Source organism: Arcobacter sp. s6, from assembly GCF_040884245.1.
In the GTDB taxonomy this organism is placed as follows: domain Bacteria; phylum Campylobacterota; class Campylobacteria; order Campylobacterales; family Arcobacteraceae; genus Aliarcobacter.
The window spans coordinates 1-14,197 of record NZ_JBEVTN010000011.1 but is presented as its reverse complement, the minus strand read 5'-3'; the positions used below and the strand labels follow the sequence as shown (position 1 = coordinate 14,197).

18 protein-coding genes are annotated in these 14,197 nt (G+C 25.1%); 7 read left to right on the top strand and 11 right to left on the bottom strand.

Features of this window, described 5'->3' with window-relative positions:
* Positions 1-13 precede the first annotated feature (13 nt).
* From ABVS04_RS07895 to ABVS04_RS07880, 4 genes are read right to left on the bottom strand one after another with little or no spacing between them, the layout of a single operon-like run.
* Positions 14-358 carry a hypothetical protein gene (locus tag ABVS04_RS07895; protein ID WP_368030143.1) on the bottom strand — a complete coding sequence of 115 codons (345 nt, stop codon included), beginning with the start codon at positions 356-358 and terminating at the stop codon, positions 14-16.
* Entirely contained in the window at positions 352-1,539 is a 1,188-nt protein-coding gene (locus ABVS04_RS07890) for a sensor histidine kinase (protein WP_368030142.1), read from the bottom strand. Before ABVS04_RS07890 ends, ABVS04_RS07895 begins: the two co-directional genes overlap by 7 nt.
* Positions 1,499-2,164, bottom strand: a complete 666-nt coding sequence (locus tag ABVS04_RS07885; RefSeq protein WP_368030141.1) for a response regulator transcription factor — start codon at positions 2,162-2,164, stop codon at positions 1,499-1,501. The genes ABVS04_RS07890 and ABVS04_RS07885 overlap by 41 nt, the downstream gene beginning before the upstream one ends.
* Positions 2,154-2,381, bottom strand: coding sequence for a DUF1104 domain-containing protein (locus tag ABVS04_RS07880; protein ID WP_368030140.1), 228 nt, complete (start codon positions 2,379-2,381; stop codon positions 2,154-2,156). The genes ABVS04_RS07885 and ABVS04_RS07880 overlap by 11 nt, the downstream gene beginning before the upstream one ends.
* A 165-nt stretch (positions 2,382-2,546) precedes the next feature.
* On the opposite strand from ABVS04_RS07880, the gene ABVS04_RS07875 reads away from it, so the two are divergent.
* The 4 genes from ABVS04_RS07875 to ABVS04_RS07860 are packed head-to-tail and all read left to right on the top strand — an operon-like array spanning position 2,547 to position 6,399.
* Entirely contained in the window at positions 2,547-2,846 is a 300-nt protein-coding gene (locus ABVS04_RS07875; RefSeq protein ID WP_368030139.1) for a hypothetical protein, read from the top strand.
* A 12-nt stretch (positions 2,847-2,858) separates the two neighbouring features.
* On the top strand, positions 2,859-3,506 hold the full coding sequence (locus tag ABVS04_RS07870) for a transcriptional regulator (RefSeq protein ID WP_368030138.1): 648 nt from the start codon (positions 2,859-2,861) through the stop codon (positions 3,504-3,506).
* 14 nt (positions 3,507-3,520) lie between these two features.
* Positions 3,521-5,293 carry an ABC transporter ATP-binding protein gene (locus ABVS04_RS07865; RefSeq protein WP_368030137.1) on the top strand — a complete coding sequence of 591 codons (1,773 nt, stop codon included), beginning with the start codon at positions 3,521-3,523 and terminating at the stop codon, positions 5,291-5,293.
* A 41-nt stretch (positions 5,294-5,334) separates the two neighbouring features.
* Positions 5,335-6,399 (top strand): AI-2E family transporter, encoded by a 1,065-nt coding sequence (locus ABVS04_RS07860; RefSeq protein WP_368030136.1) that lies wholly within the window; start codon positions 5,335-5,337, stop codon positions 6,397-6,399.
* Between the two features lie 24 nt (positions 6,400-6,423).
* Here ABVS04_RS07860 and ABVS04_RS07855 read toward each other — a convergent pair whose 3' ends face one another.
* Genes ABVS04_RS07855 through ABVS04_RS07835 form a run of 5 tightly spaced genes read right to left on the bottom strand, consistent with a single transcriptional unit; the run spans position 6,424 to position 9,874 of the window.
* Positions 6,424-7,161, bottom strand: a complete 738-nt coding sequence (locus tag ABVS04_RS07855) for a TIGR04219 family outer membrane beta-barrel protein (protein WP_368030135.1) — start codon at positions 7,159-7,161, stop codon at positions 6,424-6,426.
* Between the two features lie 35 nt (positions 7,162-7,196).
* The gene (locus tag ABVS04_RS07850; RefSeq protein WP_368030134.1) at positions 7,197-8,300 is read right to left on the bottom strand and encodes a glycoside hydrolase family 3 N-terminal domain-containing protein; all 1,104 of its coding nucleotides are present in this window, start codon (positions 8,298-8,300) and stop codon (positions 7,197-7,199) included.
* 15 nt (positions 8,301-8,315) lie between these two features.
* Complete coding sequence (locus tag ABVS04_RS07845; RefSeq protein ID WP_368030133.1) at positions 8,316-8,732, bottom strand: hypothetical protein; 417 nt, start codon at positions 8,730-8,732, stop codon at positions 8,316-8,318.
* Positions 8,733-8,743: 11 nt separating this feature from the next.
* Positions 8,744-9,598, bottom strand: a complete 855-nt coding sequence (locus tag ABVS04_RS07840) for an ADP-ribosylglycohydrolase family protein (protein ID WP_368030132.1) — start codon at positions 9,596-9,598, stop codon at positions 8,744-8,746.
* Positions 9,599-9,607: 9 nt separating this feature from the next.
* The gene (locus tag ABVS04_RS07835; protein WP_368030131.1) at positions 9,608-9,874 is read right to left on the bottom strand and encodes a DnaJ domain-containing protein; all 267 of its coding nucleotides are present in this window, start codon (positions 9,872-9,874) and stop codon (positions 9,608-9,610) included.
* A 121-nt stretch (positions 9,875-9,995) separates the two neighbouring features.
* Here ABVS04_RS07835 and ABVS04_RS07830 point away from each other — a divergent pair, with 121 nt between their 5' ends.
* The gene (locus ABVS04_RS07830; protein ID WP_368030130.1) at positions 9,996-10,619 is read left to right on the top strand and encodes a DsbA family protein; all 624 of its coding nucleotides are present in this window, start codon (positions 9,996-9,998) and stop codon (positions 10,617-10,619) included.
* Between the two features lie 33 nt (positions 10,620-10,652).
* On the opposite strand, the gene ABVS04_RS07825 is transcribed toward ABVS04_RS07830, so the two are convergent.
* Positions 10,653-12,344, bottom strand: a complete 1,692-nt coding sequence (locus ABVS04_RS07825) for an L-lactate permease (RefSeq protein ID WP_368030129.1) — start codon at positions 12,342-12,344, stop codon at positions 10,653-10,655.
* A gap of 222 nt (positions 12,345-12,566) precedes the next feature.
* Between ABVS04_RS07825 and ABVS04_RS07820 the strand changes: the two genes are divergently transcribed.
* Together ABVS04_RS07820 and ABVS04_RS07815 are read left to right on the top strand one after the other, a co-directional pair.
* The gene (locus tag ABVS04_RS07820; protein WP_368030128.1) at positions 12,567-13,037 is read left to right on the top strand and encodes a J domain-containing protein; all 471 of its coding nucleotides are present in this window, start codon (positions 12,567-12,569) and stop codon (positions 13,035-13,037) included.
* A gap of 25 nt (positions 13,038-13,062) precedes the next feature.
* Complete coding sequence (locus tag ABVS04_RS07815) at positions 13,063-13,557, top strand: DUF4065 domain-containing protein (protein ID WP_368030127.1); 495 nt, start codon at positions 13,063-13,065, stop codon at positions 13,555-13,557.
* 26 nt (positions 13,558-13,583) lie between these two features.
* Here the strand turns inward: ABVS04_RS07815 and ABVS04_RS07810 are convergent, their stop codons facing one another.
* The gene (locus ABVS04_RS07810; protein ID WP_368030126.1) at positions 13,584-14,126 is read right to left on the bottom strand and encodes a matrixin family metalloprotease; all 543 of its coding nucleotides are present in this window, start codon (positions 14,124-14,126) and stop codon (positions 13,584-13,586) included.
* Between the last annotated feature and the right edge of the window lie 71 nt (positions 14,127-14,197).

Sequence of the window (14,197 nt, the reverse complement as noted above, 5' to 3'; positions counted from 1 at the left end):
AAGATATTGTGTACTATTTTAATCTTCCAAAAATCTTATATTTTTCCCAATAACTATCTAGTGCTTCATTTAATTTAGCATCAGTTAGATTTGTTTTTTTCTTTACACCAAATCTTGTAATAAATGATTCAGCCATTATAGTTTCTTCTTTTGTTGGGTTCTTTAAGTAATTAAACATAGCTTCTTTTACTTTTGTTTCACTACTATATTTTAATAAATATCTATAAAAGTATTTATCAATAGTTACAGGCATTTTTTTATGGCATCCAACACAATTTAAATCATAAATAACATCTTTAGAATTTTCAGCTAGTAAAATAATTGTAGAAAAAATAAAAATAAAAAATATTCTTACCATTGAATACTCACTTTTGTTCCAATATTTATTTCTGATTGAACTGATATTTCTAGATTGTACTCTTTTGCAATTAAAGAGACAATATTTAATCCTATCCCAAATCCACCAACACTCTTATCAAATCTTGTATACCTTTCAAATAAATTAGCAAGATTCTCAGCACTTATTCCTTTTCCAGTATCTTCTATACTTAAGTTATTATCTGTTAAAACTATTTTTATGATTCCTGCTATTTTATTATATTTAATTGCATTTGATAGAAGATTATCAATAAGTTTTGAAATCTTTTTATTATCACAAAATAAAAACACATCATCTTTAATATCTAATTTAAAAATGATTTTTTTCATAATTGCTAAACTCTTAAAGAAATCTACCCTTTGTTTTATAATATTTGATAAATTAATATTTTCATTATTTGAAATTATTTGATTATTCAAAGTAACAAAAGTCAAATCTTCATAAATATTTGAAATTGTTTTTGCTCCTATTTCTATTCTATTTATTTTTTTTGCTAATTTTTCATCTAATAAATTTTTATCAATCATTTCAATATTTGTAATTATGGCTGTTATTGGAGTATTTAATTCATGGGTTGTGTCTTTGATAAATCTATCAAGAAGATGAAGTGCATCTCTCATTGGTTTTAAGAAAAGTTTTGAAATAAAATATCCAATAAAAATCATAAATAAAAAAGCTAAAATAAAAGAAATAGCCATCTTATACTTAATCTCTTCAAACCAAAGATGATCATCAGGTATTTCTATGATTATGTATTTACTTCCTAAATAGTAAGACTCCGGTTCTTTTATAAAATGTATTTGATTTCCACTTGAGTAAATAACATCATCTAAACTAATTTTTGAAGATTTTAAAGTTGAGAATATTTCTTTTTTATCACTATCAAAAATAGCTGATTCATATTTTTCATTTCTTGGATAAACATTATATTTATCTATATTTACATGCAAATCTTTTAATCTAATAACAAAATCATTAGAATAATTTTGTAAGATTTGTCTTTTTTCTTGAAGCATTAAATCTTTTTGAAATTGATAATACAAAAATGAAACAACACTAAGTATTACTAAAACGAGAAAAGAGTATAAAAAACTAAAACCTAAAAGAGTCCTAGTTTCACTATTGGTTAAATCTATACCCGAGTTTTTTAAGACTAACAATTTTATCTTTTCCTAATATTTTTCTTAGATTTTTTATATATGTTCGTAAAGAATTATCACTATACTCTTCATCATAATCCCAAACATGATCATAAATTCTATCATGTACTAATAGTTCATTTGGATGCTGTAAAAAGAATTTTAAAAGCTTCAACTCTTTTAAATTTAATTTTACTTCTTCATCCTTATATTTTAATTCATTTGAAATTGAATTGAAAGTTATATCATCTGTAATATTAATTACATCACTTTTTTGAGAAAATTCTCTTTTTAAAATAGTTTGAACACGAAATAAAAGTTCTCTTAATTCAAATGGTTTTCTAATATAATCATCACAGCCACTTATATACCCCTCTTCTAAAGAATCCATTGAGTTTAAAGAAGTTGTAAAAATTGCAGGAACACTATTATTTTGAGCTCTAATTTCTTTTAAAACATCAAAACCATTTTTATTTGGCACATTAACATCAAGAAGTAATAAATCAAAATGATTTTCATAAATTGAAGCTATTGCATCATCACCATCATAAACACATGTTACTTCAAATCCTTGCTCATCAAAATACTCAGCTACAGTTTCACTTAAATTTAAATCATCTTCTAATAATAATATTTTATTTTTCATCTTGATTAAGCTTTTCTATAGTTTCTTTATATAAGTTTTTTTCATCTTCTGTCATTGTAGGAATTCTTGAATTTAACTCTTTTATAAAAGAATCTTTATTTGAATCTTTTACATAACCGATAATTGCAATTAATTCTTGAGTACTCATTTCTGAATAATCTTCTTTTGCAAATACAAAACATAATGATAAAAGAAAGATTAGGGTAATTTTTTTCATTTTTGTGACTTTACTTTTTATTTAATTGTAACATATTAAATGTATAATAATTGTTGAATACATTACTTTTCCTAAGAATAAATAACTTTTATTTATTAAATAAAAATAAATTTTAAGCTTTTATAAATAATTTTTCACTAAAATCAGTAAAAAAAAGAGAGTTTAATGTTTAAAAATTTAATATTTTTGGGATGTGTTTCATTCCTATTTAATGGTTGTTTCGGTGAAAAGAAAGAAGAAAAATGGACTGCTTTTATTTATCCAAATAAAGAAGATACAAAGAAAAATATTAAGAGTCCAATTACTTTTAACTCATTGGAAGAGTGTAAAAATGTTTCTATCATGGAAATAAAAAATCAAAATTTAGAAAATATAGCATTTTTTAAATGTGGATTAAATTGTAATTATCATGAGGGTATGAAATTGGAAGTTTGTGAAAAAATGCTAAGTTCATCTGAGAAGTAATATAGGAAAAAGATGAAAAAATTAAAGTATTTAAATATTTGTTATGATTTAAAAGAGAATAATGAAGAATTTTATAACTATTTATCTTCATATACAAATAATCTTTTTAAATATAATAACCAAGATGAATTAGTTGAATTAATAAATACAAAAGAGATTCATTTGGTTGTTACAAAATATAATTTTGAAATACTAAAAGAGATTAGATTGTTAAATAATCAAATACAAATAGTCGCTTTATTAGATGAATTAAATCATACACATTTATTAGAGGGTTTAGAAATTGAATTTATCAAGTTTATAAAATCTTTAAATTGTGCAAATGAATTAATAGATATACTAGTACATTGTCAAGAAAATATAGATTCTAGAAAATCAAATATTATAACTTTGAACAATGATTTTATTTATGATTCATATAATAAAACACTTTTTAAAAATGCTCAAATTGTCCCATTAACAAAAAAAGAACTTTTATTTTTACATTTTTTAATAAAAAATTCTACTAAAGCTTTGAACTATGATGAAATAAGTAAAGAAATTTGGAATAACGAAATGAGTCATGATGCTCTTCGTTCATTGGTTAAAGAAATTAGAAAAAAAACATATAAAAAGCTAATAAAAAATGTTTCAGGCATAGGTTATAGAGTAGATTTATAATAAAATGAAAAAACATGAATGAAAAAATATCTTTAAATTATATATTTAAACTTTTACTAGATAATAGAAAATCACTTATAATAGGACAAATTCTTACTATTATTGCAATAATGGTGAGCGTTCCAATTCCCCTACTTTTACCTCTTTTAGTCGATGAAGTTTTACTTCATAAACCTAATTTTTTTGTAAATAATATTGATAATTTATTTGGAAGTGGAAACGCTTTTTATTATATTGCTATTGTTACAGTTATTGTTTTATTTTTAAGATTAGTATATTTTGCTTTTGGTGTTGCTATTACAAAAATATTTACAAAAGTTTCAAAATATGTAACTTTTAAAATAAGAGAGAAACTTCTAACTCATCTTGAACATGTAAATATGAATGAATATGAAAGCTTAGGCTCAGGCTCTATCTCTGCTAATTTAATAACAGATGTTAATACCTTAGATAACTTTATAGTTTCAATTGCAAGTAAGTTTATAGCTTCTATTTTAACTTTATTTGCAGTTGCTGTGGTTATTATTACAATTGATCCTATTTTAGGACTTATGATTTTATTTATCCAACCTATCATTATGATTCTTTCCAAAAAAATCGCTAAAAAAACTGGTGTTTTAAAACAAGAAGAAAATAAAGCTATAGAAGTTTTTCAAAATAATATTAATGAAACATTAGATTTATTTGGACAAATCAAAGCTAGTAATAAAGAAAAATATTTCTTTGATGACTCAATTGACAAAGCAAGAAATATTCAAAAAACATCAAACGAATTTAACTATAAAAGTGTAGCTTATGAAAGATTTTCTTTTACAATTTTTTTAATTGCTTTTGAGATTTTTAGAGCAACAGGTTTAATTTTAGTGGCTTACAGTGATTTATCAATAGGATTAATGTTTGCTATGTTTGGATATATCTGGTTTATTATGACACCTGTTCAAGATATATTGACTATTCAATACTCATATGCAAGTGCAAGTGCTGCAATAAATAGAATAAATAAAATACTAGATTTAAAACGTGAAAAAAATGGAGTTGAAGAGTTAGCTCATAATTCAAAAAAAATAGATATCTCTATACAAAATCTAAACTTTTCATATAAAGAAGATAAAGCTACATTAAAAAATATTTCATTTAATATAAAATCAGGAGAAAAAGTAGCAATCATAGGAGCAAGTGGTAGTGGAAAAACAACAATTGCCCATCTTATATCAGGATTTTATTCAAAAGATTCAGGAGACATTTTATACAACAATATAAGTATAGATAATCTAAGTAGACAAAGTCTAAGAGAAAATATTTTTTTAGTATTACAAATGCCAATTTTATTTAATAATACTTTGAAATTCAACATTACTATGGGAAATGAAAACATAAGTGATGAACAAATATTTGAAGCTTTAAAAATAGCTCAATTATATGAAACTGTTGAAAAAATGAGTGATAAATTAGAAACAATAGTTGGTAAACATGGAGTAAGACTTAGTGGGGGACAAAGACAAAGGCTTTCAATAGCAAGAATGATTATAGCAAATCCTGCTGTTGTTATTTTTGATGAATCAACATCAGCTTTAGATGTTCATACAGAAGTAAAACTATTTAATGACTTAGAAGAATTTTTAAAAGAAAAAACAGTAATTACAATTGCTCACAGATTAAGTACTGTTAAAAATGCTCATATGATTTATGTATTAGAAGATGGTAAATTAGTACAAAGTGGCAATCATAAAGAGTTAGAAGAGAAAGAAGGCCACTATTTAGAGTTTGTTAAAAATCAATTAATTTGACTATAATACAAGAAAATTTTATTAAAAGCAAAAGGTTATAAATGGATTCAATAAATTTAAAGAATTATTTCTTTTATTTTGCAAGTTTTGTTGTAATAATAGCAGGAGTAAAAATGTCGAGCCAAGTAGTTGTAATACTCTTTTTGGCTATATTTATTTCATCAATCTTTTCTACACTTTTAAAAGTTTTACAAAAAAAACACATCCCTAGACTTTTCTCTTACTTTATAATATTACTTATTGTTGTGGGCATTGGTGTAATGCTTGCTTATGTTATAAATATTTCTTTAAATGACTTTTTAACAAATTTACCTACTTATGAAGAAAAACTAAAAAATACTGTTTTAGATTTGCTTCATTTAGCACAAAATGCAGGTATTCAAATAGATAAAACTAAAATAATGGGAGCATTAAACTTCAACTCATTTTTTGGTTTTACAACAAATATCATAGGTAGTATTGGAACTTTTTTATCTAAATTTTTACTTGTTGTAATTGGAGTTGCTTTTATCTTAGCTGAGTCAAAATCTTTTCAAACAAAATTAAGAGTAATATTTAGAAATAATGCAAAAAAATTAGAGCATTTCAATCTTTTTTCATTTAATATTCAAAAATATTTTGTTGTAAAATCTTTTACAAGTTTTTTAACAGGTTTTATTATAACTATTGTCTTAACTATATTTGGAGTTGATTATCCTATTTTATGGGGTGTAATTGCAATGCTATTTAATTTTGTTCCTGTTGTTGGTTCAATCATTGCATCAATTCCAGCTATTTTATTAACATTTATGAATCTTGATATAAATATCACTATTTGGGTAATAATACTTTATGTGGTAATAAATATATCAATAAGTAATATTCTAGAACCAAAACTTATGGGAAGAGAACTTGGATTATCTCCATTAGTGATATTTTTCTCTTTAATATTTTGGGGTTATATTCTAGGCATTGTAGGAATGTTCTTAGCTGTTCCTATAACTATGACACTCAAGATTGCATTTGATTCAAATACAAGTACTCATTGGTTAGGAATATTAATGTCTGATTTATCAAGAAAAAAAGTAAAAAGTCTAAGAGAACAAAAAGCTGCGGATTCAATATAAGTTTATATTAAATCCGTTTTACTATTAAAAATGATAGTATAAACCTGCGTAAGCACCTTTAATTTGAATATCTGAATATGCATCACTTATATCATCTAATTTTATTTTTTCAGCTCTATATCCAAGTGTAGCACCTAAACCAAATGATGTTTCATAAAGGACTCCACCTTTTAAATCATAAAAATCACTATCTGCATAAGTTATATAACTTACATCAGTTTCAACAGATAATCCACTAAGAGGTAAATCAAATCTAGCTTTTGCATAAATCATTGGAATAACATAATTTAAATCTTTTGTTGAGGCAGAAGTTGTACCCGTATTATCACTTGCACTAACAGATGCATCAATATATTTACCATTGATACCTAAATCAAGATTTATCCAATTATCTAATAATCTATAATAAGCAATAAAATCTGTTTGATTAAGTTGTAAACTTGAAGATATATTTCCAGAGTAAATTACATTATCGAAAGTAAAACTTGATGTTTTTGAAGATGAATCTTCTATTTTTGTATGTTGAATTTTAATATTTGGAATAAAAGGAAGGGGATGTTCAAAACTTGCCCAAATAAAATTTGTATTTAAATCTCCATAACCTAAATCTTTTGACAAATCAATATTATCACCCTTATATTGGAAATTACCAGATGTTTTTGCAGCCCAAACTGCAGCTCCAGCTTCAAATCCTAAAGTATCAGCATTTACATTTAGTGCAAAAGCAGCACTTAAAGATAGTAATATCAAGTTTTTTTTCATAAATTTTTCCTTTTTGTGTTATTATAAATATATTATTATTTGTATTTAGCCATCATACTATCAATTCTTTTATTTGATTTGATAATTTGCTCTAATGAAATTTCTTCACTTAATATTTGTGAATAAATAGTATCAACTATTTGTTTCAAGTTTATTGGATTTGCAGTTTGATTTGCAAATAAAAGCATATTAACTCCTGAGTTAATAGCTAATGTTAAAGTCTGTTTTAAATCATAATGTTTTGAAATAGCATACATTTGTAAGTCATCACTAACTAATACGCCATCAAAATTTAACTTATATCTTAACAACTCAGTATTAACTTTATAAGATAGTGTAGCAGGATAAGTATCATCTAATTTTTCATTAAAAACATGAGCTGTCATAATCATATCAACTTTATTATTATTAATAAAATATCTATATGGCTCTAACTCTTTTTCACTCCAAGTTTTTGTAATATCAACAAATCCAAAATGAGAATCATTTAACGATGAACCATGACCTGGGAAATGTTTTAAAACAGAAATTACATTTTGTTTTTTTAATTCTTCAACAAAAATAGAAGAGTATTTTATAACATCCTTTGATGATTCACCAAAGGAACGACCTTTTGTAACTATTACTTTATTATTTTTATTTATTGCTAAATCAACAACCGGTGCAAAATCATTATTTATTCCTGATTCATGTAAATCTTTTGCTAAAGATTTATATATATTTTTAGCAAAATTCTCACCCATTAAAGCAACACTACTAGCTTTGGGAATATCAACAAAACCATCTTCTTTTTTTAATCTTTGAACTATCCCACCCTCTTGATCAATAGAAATTAAAAGTTTTTGTTTAGATATTGCTTGTAAAGAAGCAGTAAATATTTTTAACTGCTCTTTGTTTCTAACATTTTTTACTTTTGTTTTATCAGTTGGATCTTTGTCAAATAAAATAACCCCACCTAAACCATTTTTTATATTTTTGTATATTTCATCATTAGGATTAACTTTTTCACCCTTGAAGCCTAAAATAACCATTTTTGAGATCATTCTTTCAATTTGTTCTTTAGTGTAAGCTTCATTTGCAAATGAATTTACACAAAAAGAACAAAATAAAACAATTAGAATTAAAAATTTATTTTGCATTATTGCACTTTCCTTTTAATCATGATTTTTATCTTTAAGTAAATATCTTTGAGATGAAATCACCGATAAGTATCTAATAAATAGTAAAAATACAATTACTCCTGATAATACTAATAAATTCATATTAACTGAACTTGTAAAAATAGCTTCAAAAGTATTTAGATTTTCTTTATTTACCTTAACTACATTTACAATAAACTCTCTTAATGCCAAGATAATAAATGCATCAACAAGTAAAGATAAACTAACTCTTTCTTCTCTTATATAATTGACAACTGCTCTTACAATCTCAAGAAAAATTATAAAATAAAGCATATAGATAATAAAATCCATTAACATATCTAATACAAGTGCAACAAAAAATAAAACTGCAGCAATAGTTAACTCAATATACAATTTTTCCGAAAAGAAATTTATTATAGTTTTTTTCATAAATACACCTTCTAAATTTTTACCTTTAAATTTAACCAATTTTTTGGTACTTCACTAATATCTTTATTTGCAAATAATATAGCACTTGCAATCATAGCTCTAGCACTTGAATCTCCCCCTGCTTTTGAGTTAGAAATAAGCATTTCTTTTAAGTTATCATATTTACATAAAAGATGTATAACGCCACTAAATCCACCATTTATATCACAAGCTGGACCAAATGTTCTAATAGTTTTAAAAGTATCAGAATTTTTTGAATCAAAACCTTTTTGAATCATCTCTTGAAAATGTGAATCATATAAATTTTTCAATTGTAAAATTGATTTTTCAATATCATTTTTTTCAAGAACCATTACTAAGAGATTTGCAAAAAAATCAGCACTTTGAATTGCTTCTTTACTATTATGAGTTAGTTTTACAAATTTTTCTACATTTTTCAAAAATTCTTCTTTTGTTTTTGACACTTTTAACAAAGGAACGATTCTACCAACGATTGATAAATCATGAGAATCAGAACCACTTGGATTTACATTATTTTCAATATTTAAAATAGTGTTTCTACTAGCTCCATCAATATAGCCTGTATACGTTTTCATTTTTTTAAACCAAAAGTTTAAATACTCTTTTTCATCAAAACTTTCTTTGTCTTTTAAAAACTCATATAGCCAATAAGTTTGATCACCATAGTGAGTGAAATCACCAGCACTTTTACCTTTATGCCATATAGCTAAAGGATTATTTAATTCTTCCCATCTAATATCATTATTAACTAATTGATTTTCATCATAAATCCAATGGGTACCTAAACAATAAGCATCCGTTACAAGGCTTGTTAACACTAAATCTTTTATTTTATCTTCGTACATTTTAATCTCCTATTTATTCCAGTTTTTATAATTTGTAAAAGAAGGAAATTGTTGCTTAAATTCATCTTTATCAAAAGAAAAATAATAAGAATCCATATAAGCACAAAGTAAATCATAATTTTTCTTTAATTCTTTAAATTTTTCATCACTACCTTCTGGCATATCTGGATGAAATTTCTTCGATAATTTTAAATATTTATTTTTTAAATCTTTTTTAGAAACTCTTGTTAATATTCCAAACATATCAACAGCTTTCTCAAACTCTTCATATTCCATAAAAATCCTTTAAACTGTAACATATTGTACTCAAAAAATTTTAAATATAATTAATATTAATTTTTAGAGCCATTTAATTCCAATAATGATAATCTATTTAAAATTTAAAAAAGGAAATTTTATGATTTATACTTTATATCATGTTCATGATCCTATGTGTTCATGGTGTTACGCTTTTAAGCCTACGTTAGATGAATTAAGAAAAAACTTAAACTCTAATATAAAAATTCAACATGTGGTTGGAGGACTTGCAAAACATAGTGATGAAATAATGCCAAAAGATATGCAAGAAAAAATAGAAAATATTTGGTATGATATTGAAAAAACAGTAGGAACAAAATTTAATCATGAGTTTTGGAAAAATTGTCTTCCAAGACGTTCAACTTACCTTGCTTGCCAAGCAACAATGTTAGCACGTTATGAAAATAAAGAAGATGAAATGATAGTTGCTATTCAACAAGCATATTATCAAAATGCACAAAATCCAAGTGATGCTAGTACTTTAATCAATCTTGCAAAACAAATAGGAATGAATGAAAAAAAATTTGAAGAAAATCTAAAATCACAAAGAATTGAAGATGATTTACAAAATGAATTAAACTTAAGACGCTCATTAAATGTAAGAGCTTTCCCCTCTTTAGTTTTGAAATATAAAAAAGAGTTATATCCGATAAATATAAAATATAATGATTATAAATCAATGTTAGATCAAATAAATGATATGGTAGAAAATAGTTATTTTTAGTAAAAAAGAGCAAAAGCTCTTTTTTACCTTTAATTATTTCATAAGAGGATCAGTTAATCCTAAATAATACATTCCAATAATGCCAATAATTCCCACAATTAAACAATAATAAATAGTAGGAATAATAGTTTTTCTCAAAGTTTCCCCCTCTTGATCAAGTAATCCTACTGTTGCACTTGCAGCTACCACATTATGAATTGCTATCATATTACCTGCTGCTGCACCAACTGCTTGAAGAGCAACCATAAATGCTGTTGAAATTCCTAAAGCATCTGCAACACCAAATTGAAATTGTGATAACATCATATTTGATACAGTATTACTTCCTGCAATAAATGCTCCTAAAGCTCCAACAATTGGTGCAAATAATGGATAAATATCACCAACACTATGTGCAACAAAATTTGCCATTGCAATAGGCATAGAATCAAATCCAGAATCATTTATTCCTGAATTAATTAAAATTCTAACAAGAGGAATAGTAAATACAAGTACAAAACCTGCACCAATCATAACTTTTGAAGATTCTCCAACTGCAGCTGTTAACTCTTTTAATTCCATTTTATGTAAAAAATAAGTAATTAATACAACAAAAACCAAAATTCCACCTGGTAAATATAAAGGTTGCATAGAGAAGTTTAATCCTTCACCTAAAATATCTTTATATGAAAATACTAAAGATGTAACAAATGCTTTTGCATCAGTACTTACTCTTGTAAGAACTAATATAGCAGCAACTAAAACATAAGGAATCCATGCTTTTGTCAAAGACATAGGAATTTTTGAAGTCATAGCATCAAACTTCATTTCAAATTTTGAAACCCAAGCAACAGGCCATTTTTCTCTAGGAGCGAAATCCCAAGTTTTTTTAGGAATTAAAAAACCTTTTTTTGCTGCAAATATAACAATTGGCAGTCCAACTAAAGCACCAATTAATGATGGGAACTCTGCTCCTAAAAATACACCTGTAAGTGCATAGGGAATAGTAAAGGCAATTCCTCCAAAAATAGCAAATGGTAAAATAGATAAACCTTCACTCCAAGATTTATTTTCACCAAAAAATCTAGTAAGCATTACAATCATAAACAAAGGAATAAAAGTTCCAGCAATTGCATGAGTAATGGCAACTTGAGAAGTAATTATTTGTAAATAAACATCCCAAGATGAACCTAAACCTTCTAACGTTGCTCCAATTCCTGCTGAATCTAAACCTTTATTAACACCAATTAAAATTGGAGTTCCAACAGCACCAAAAGAAACAGGAGTACTTTGAATCATCATACCAACCATAACAGCAGCCATTGCAGGAAATCCTATTGCCACAAGTAATGGAGCAGCAATCGCAGCTGGCGTTCCAAATCCTGAAGCACCTTCAATGAATGATCCAAATAACCAAGCAACAATAATAACTTGAACTCTTCTATCTGGACTTATATTATTAAAACCTTCTCTAATTACTACAATTGCTCCTGAATGCTTTAGTGTATTTAAAAGTAAAATAGCACCAAAAATAATCCACAGCACAGATATTGTAATTAACATTCCTTCAATAGTAGAAGCTAATACCCTATTAAAAGAAACTTCCCAAACAAAAAAAGCCACAGCTACAGTTGAAATGTAAACTAATGGCATAGCTTTCTTTGCTGAAATCCTAAGACCTACTAATAAAATACCAGCAAATACTATTGGTAACACAGCAAAAAAAGCTTGCAAACCTATACTCATAATATCCTCCTATAAAAATATACTGTTAGGATATTTATGATGTATGATATTTTTATGATAAAAAAAAAGCATAGCAATAAAATAGCAAATTTTTGATACTTAATGATAACTTTAGTAACAAAATTAATTTATATTTTAAACTATAGATAATATTTTTAGTTTAATTTACTTATTGTAAAAGTAATTATATAATACAAAACTATTTTTTAAAGGGTTTTTTTTATGTACAACAATACAGCTATTTATATTTTTAATAGAATAGTAAGATTAGCTATTATATTTTTTATTCTATACTTAATTTTTACAAATTTTGGAACTTTTTTGATGATTATAGGAGTTATCTTTGTTATCATTACTTTCTTGATATATAATTTCAAAAAGAAAATACAAACAAACAGTTTTAACTTTAGATTTGATAGTCAAAACTTTCAAAATGGACAAAATTTTAATTTTAATGATTTTAAAAACTTTAATCAATCAGATTTTCAAGGCTTTGCAAATGCGCCAAGAGTTGATGAAGTGGCTAAAGCAAAAGATTTTTTTGGATTTACTCAAAGTCCCACAAAAGAAGAAATAAAAAAAAGATATAAAGAACTAGCTCGTAAATATCACCCAGATATAAATAATGGTGATGATGTGAAAATGAAAGAATTAAATCATTATAGAGATGTTTTAATGAAAACTGTAGAATAATTTTAAACTAAGCAAAAGGAATTTTTTGAGTATAGATATGACAAAAGTAGCAAATGTAATTTTATATATGTTACACAAACAAGTTAAACAATTAAATGATAAAAAAGTATCAATAATGCTTTTTTTAATGGATTATAATCATCAAAAATATTGTGGACAAAAACTTTTTAATGAAACTTATATAAAAGGCTCTCGTCACCCTGAACCTGTAGTTTTAGGAGAATTATTTGATATAGTTGCAAATGAAGAGGATTTGGAAGAAGATGATGAAAGAATCTATTTAATGCAAGAATTATTAGATTATTTAGATATTGAAGTTATTGCCAAAGAAAAATTTATTGAACTTAACTTTATTAAAATGGAAGAAGAATTTGATGAATCAATTTTTTCTAAAGATGAAATTAAAACAATTCATAAAATAGTAAGTCAATATCAAGATACAAGTGCTAGAAATATTGCCAATGATTGTTTTAAAATAGATGAAGTTAGAAATACTGTAAAAGGTGAAATTATCATTTAATTTTAAATATTGTAATTTTGGGAATGTCAGAAATTACTTCTAAAATTCTCAATATCATCCTTAGTTAAATAGAGTCTTTCTATTTGACTTTTTTGTAAAAGTGGATTCATTAAAGCACCACTTTCTTCAATATGTGGAATACCAACTAAATGCAATATCTCATGGGCAATTACTACTTTTAGTTGCGATAAAGAATCAAAACTATAAATTTCAATTTTATCCATATTTGTTTTTACACTTTTTTCTTGTGTCATTTTTCCATCTTTATATATAGTTTTTAAAGTGGTTTCTTCTAAGCCAAACGTCCTTCCATTTATTTTTTTTACACTTCTTGTCATAGTTTCTATTTGATTTACTAAGGTATTTATTTCTCTGCTTAGATTATTGTATGAAAAAACTTTTTGATTATAATGGTTTAAAGTTTTTGTTAAATTACTTTGTGCCTTCTTTTGCTCACTTAAATCTATATCTATCTTTGCTCTTTCATTTTTAACATACTCTTGCACACGATTATATTCATTTTTATCTAAACTTTTTTGCTTATTTACTTCTTTTATATAGTTACTCAACTTTCGCACATAAAAAAATCATCAATTTCTTATGTATAAAAGCTTTATAAAGCCCATAAATAGACACTTTT

Bases quoted from the DNA above. Each gene is read 5' to 3' on its own strand.
- ABVS04_RS07895 (WP_368030143.1), bottom strand. From the start codon at position 358: ATGGTAAGAATATTTTTTATTTTTATTTTTTCTACAATTATTTTACTA.
- ABVS04_RS07885 (WP_368030141.1), bottom strand. From the start codon at position 2,164: ATGAAAAATAAAATATTATTATTAGAAGATGATTTAAATTTAAGTGAA.
- ABVS04_RS07880 (WP_368030140.1), bottom strand. From the start codon at position 2,381: ATGAAAAAAATTACCCTAATCTTTCTTTTATCATTATGTTTTGTATTT.
- ABVS04_RS07875 (WP_368030139.1), top strand. From the start codon at position 2,547: ATGTTTAAAAATTTAATATTTTTGGGATGTGTTTCATTCCTATTTAAT.
- ABVS04_RS07870 (WP_368030138.1), top strand. From the start codon at position 2,859: ATGAAAAAATTAAAGTATTTAAATATTTGTTATGATTTAAAAGAGAAT.
- ABVS04_RS07865 (WP_368030137.1), top strand. From the start codon at position 3,521: ATGAATGAAAAAATATCTTTAAATTATATATTTAAACTTTTACTAGAT.
- ABVS04_RS07860 (WP_368030136.1), top strand. From the start codon at position 5,335: ATGGATTCAATAAATTTAAAGAATTATTTCTTTTATTTTGCAAGTTTT.
- ABVS04_RS07855 (WP_368030135.1), bottom strand. From the start codon at position 7,161: ATGAAAAAAAACTTGATATTACTATCTTTAAGTGCTGCTTTTGCACTA.
- ABVS04_RS07850 (WP_368030134.1), bottom strand. From the start codon at position 8,300: ATGCAAAATAAATTTTTAATTCTAATTGTTTTATTTTGTTCTTTTTGT.
- ABVS04_RS07845 (WP_368030133.1), bottom strand. From the start codon at position 8,732: ATGAAAAAAACTATAATAAATTTCTTTTCGGAAAAATTGTATATTGAG.
- ABVS04_RS07840 (WP_368030132.1), bottom strand. From the start codon at position 9,598: ATGTACGAAGATAAAATAAAAGATTTAGTGTTAACAAGCCTTGTAACG.
- ABVS04_RS07835 (WP_368030131.1), bottom strand. From the start codon at position 9,874: ATGGAATATGAAGAGTTTGAGAAAGCTGTTGATATGTTTGGAATATTA.
- ABVS04_RS07830 (WP_368030130.1), top strand. From the start codon at position 9,996: ATGATTTATACTTTATATCATGTTCATGATCCTATGTGTTCATGGTGT.
- ABVS04_RS07825 (WP_368030129.1), bottom strand. From the start codon at position 12,344: ATGAGTATAGGTTTGCAAGCTTTTTTTGCTGTGTTACCAATAGTATTT.
- ABVS04_RS07820 (WP_368030128.1), top strand. From the start codon at position 12,567: ATGTACAACAATACAGCTATTTATATTTTTAATAGAATAGTAAGATTA.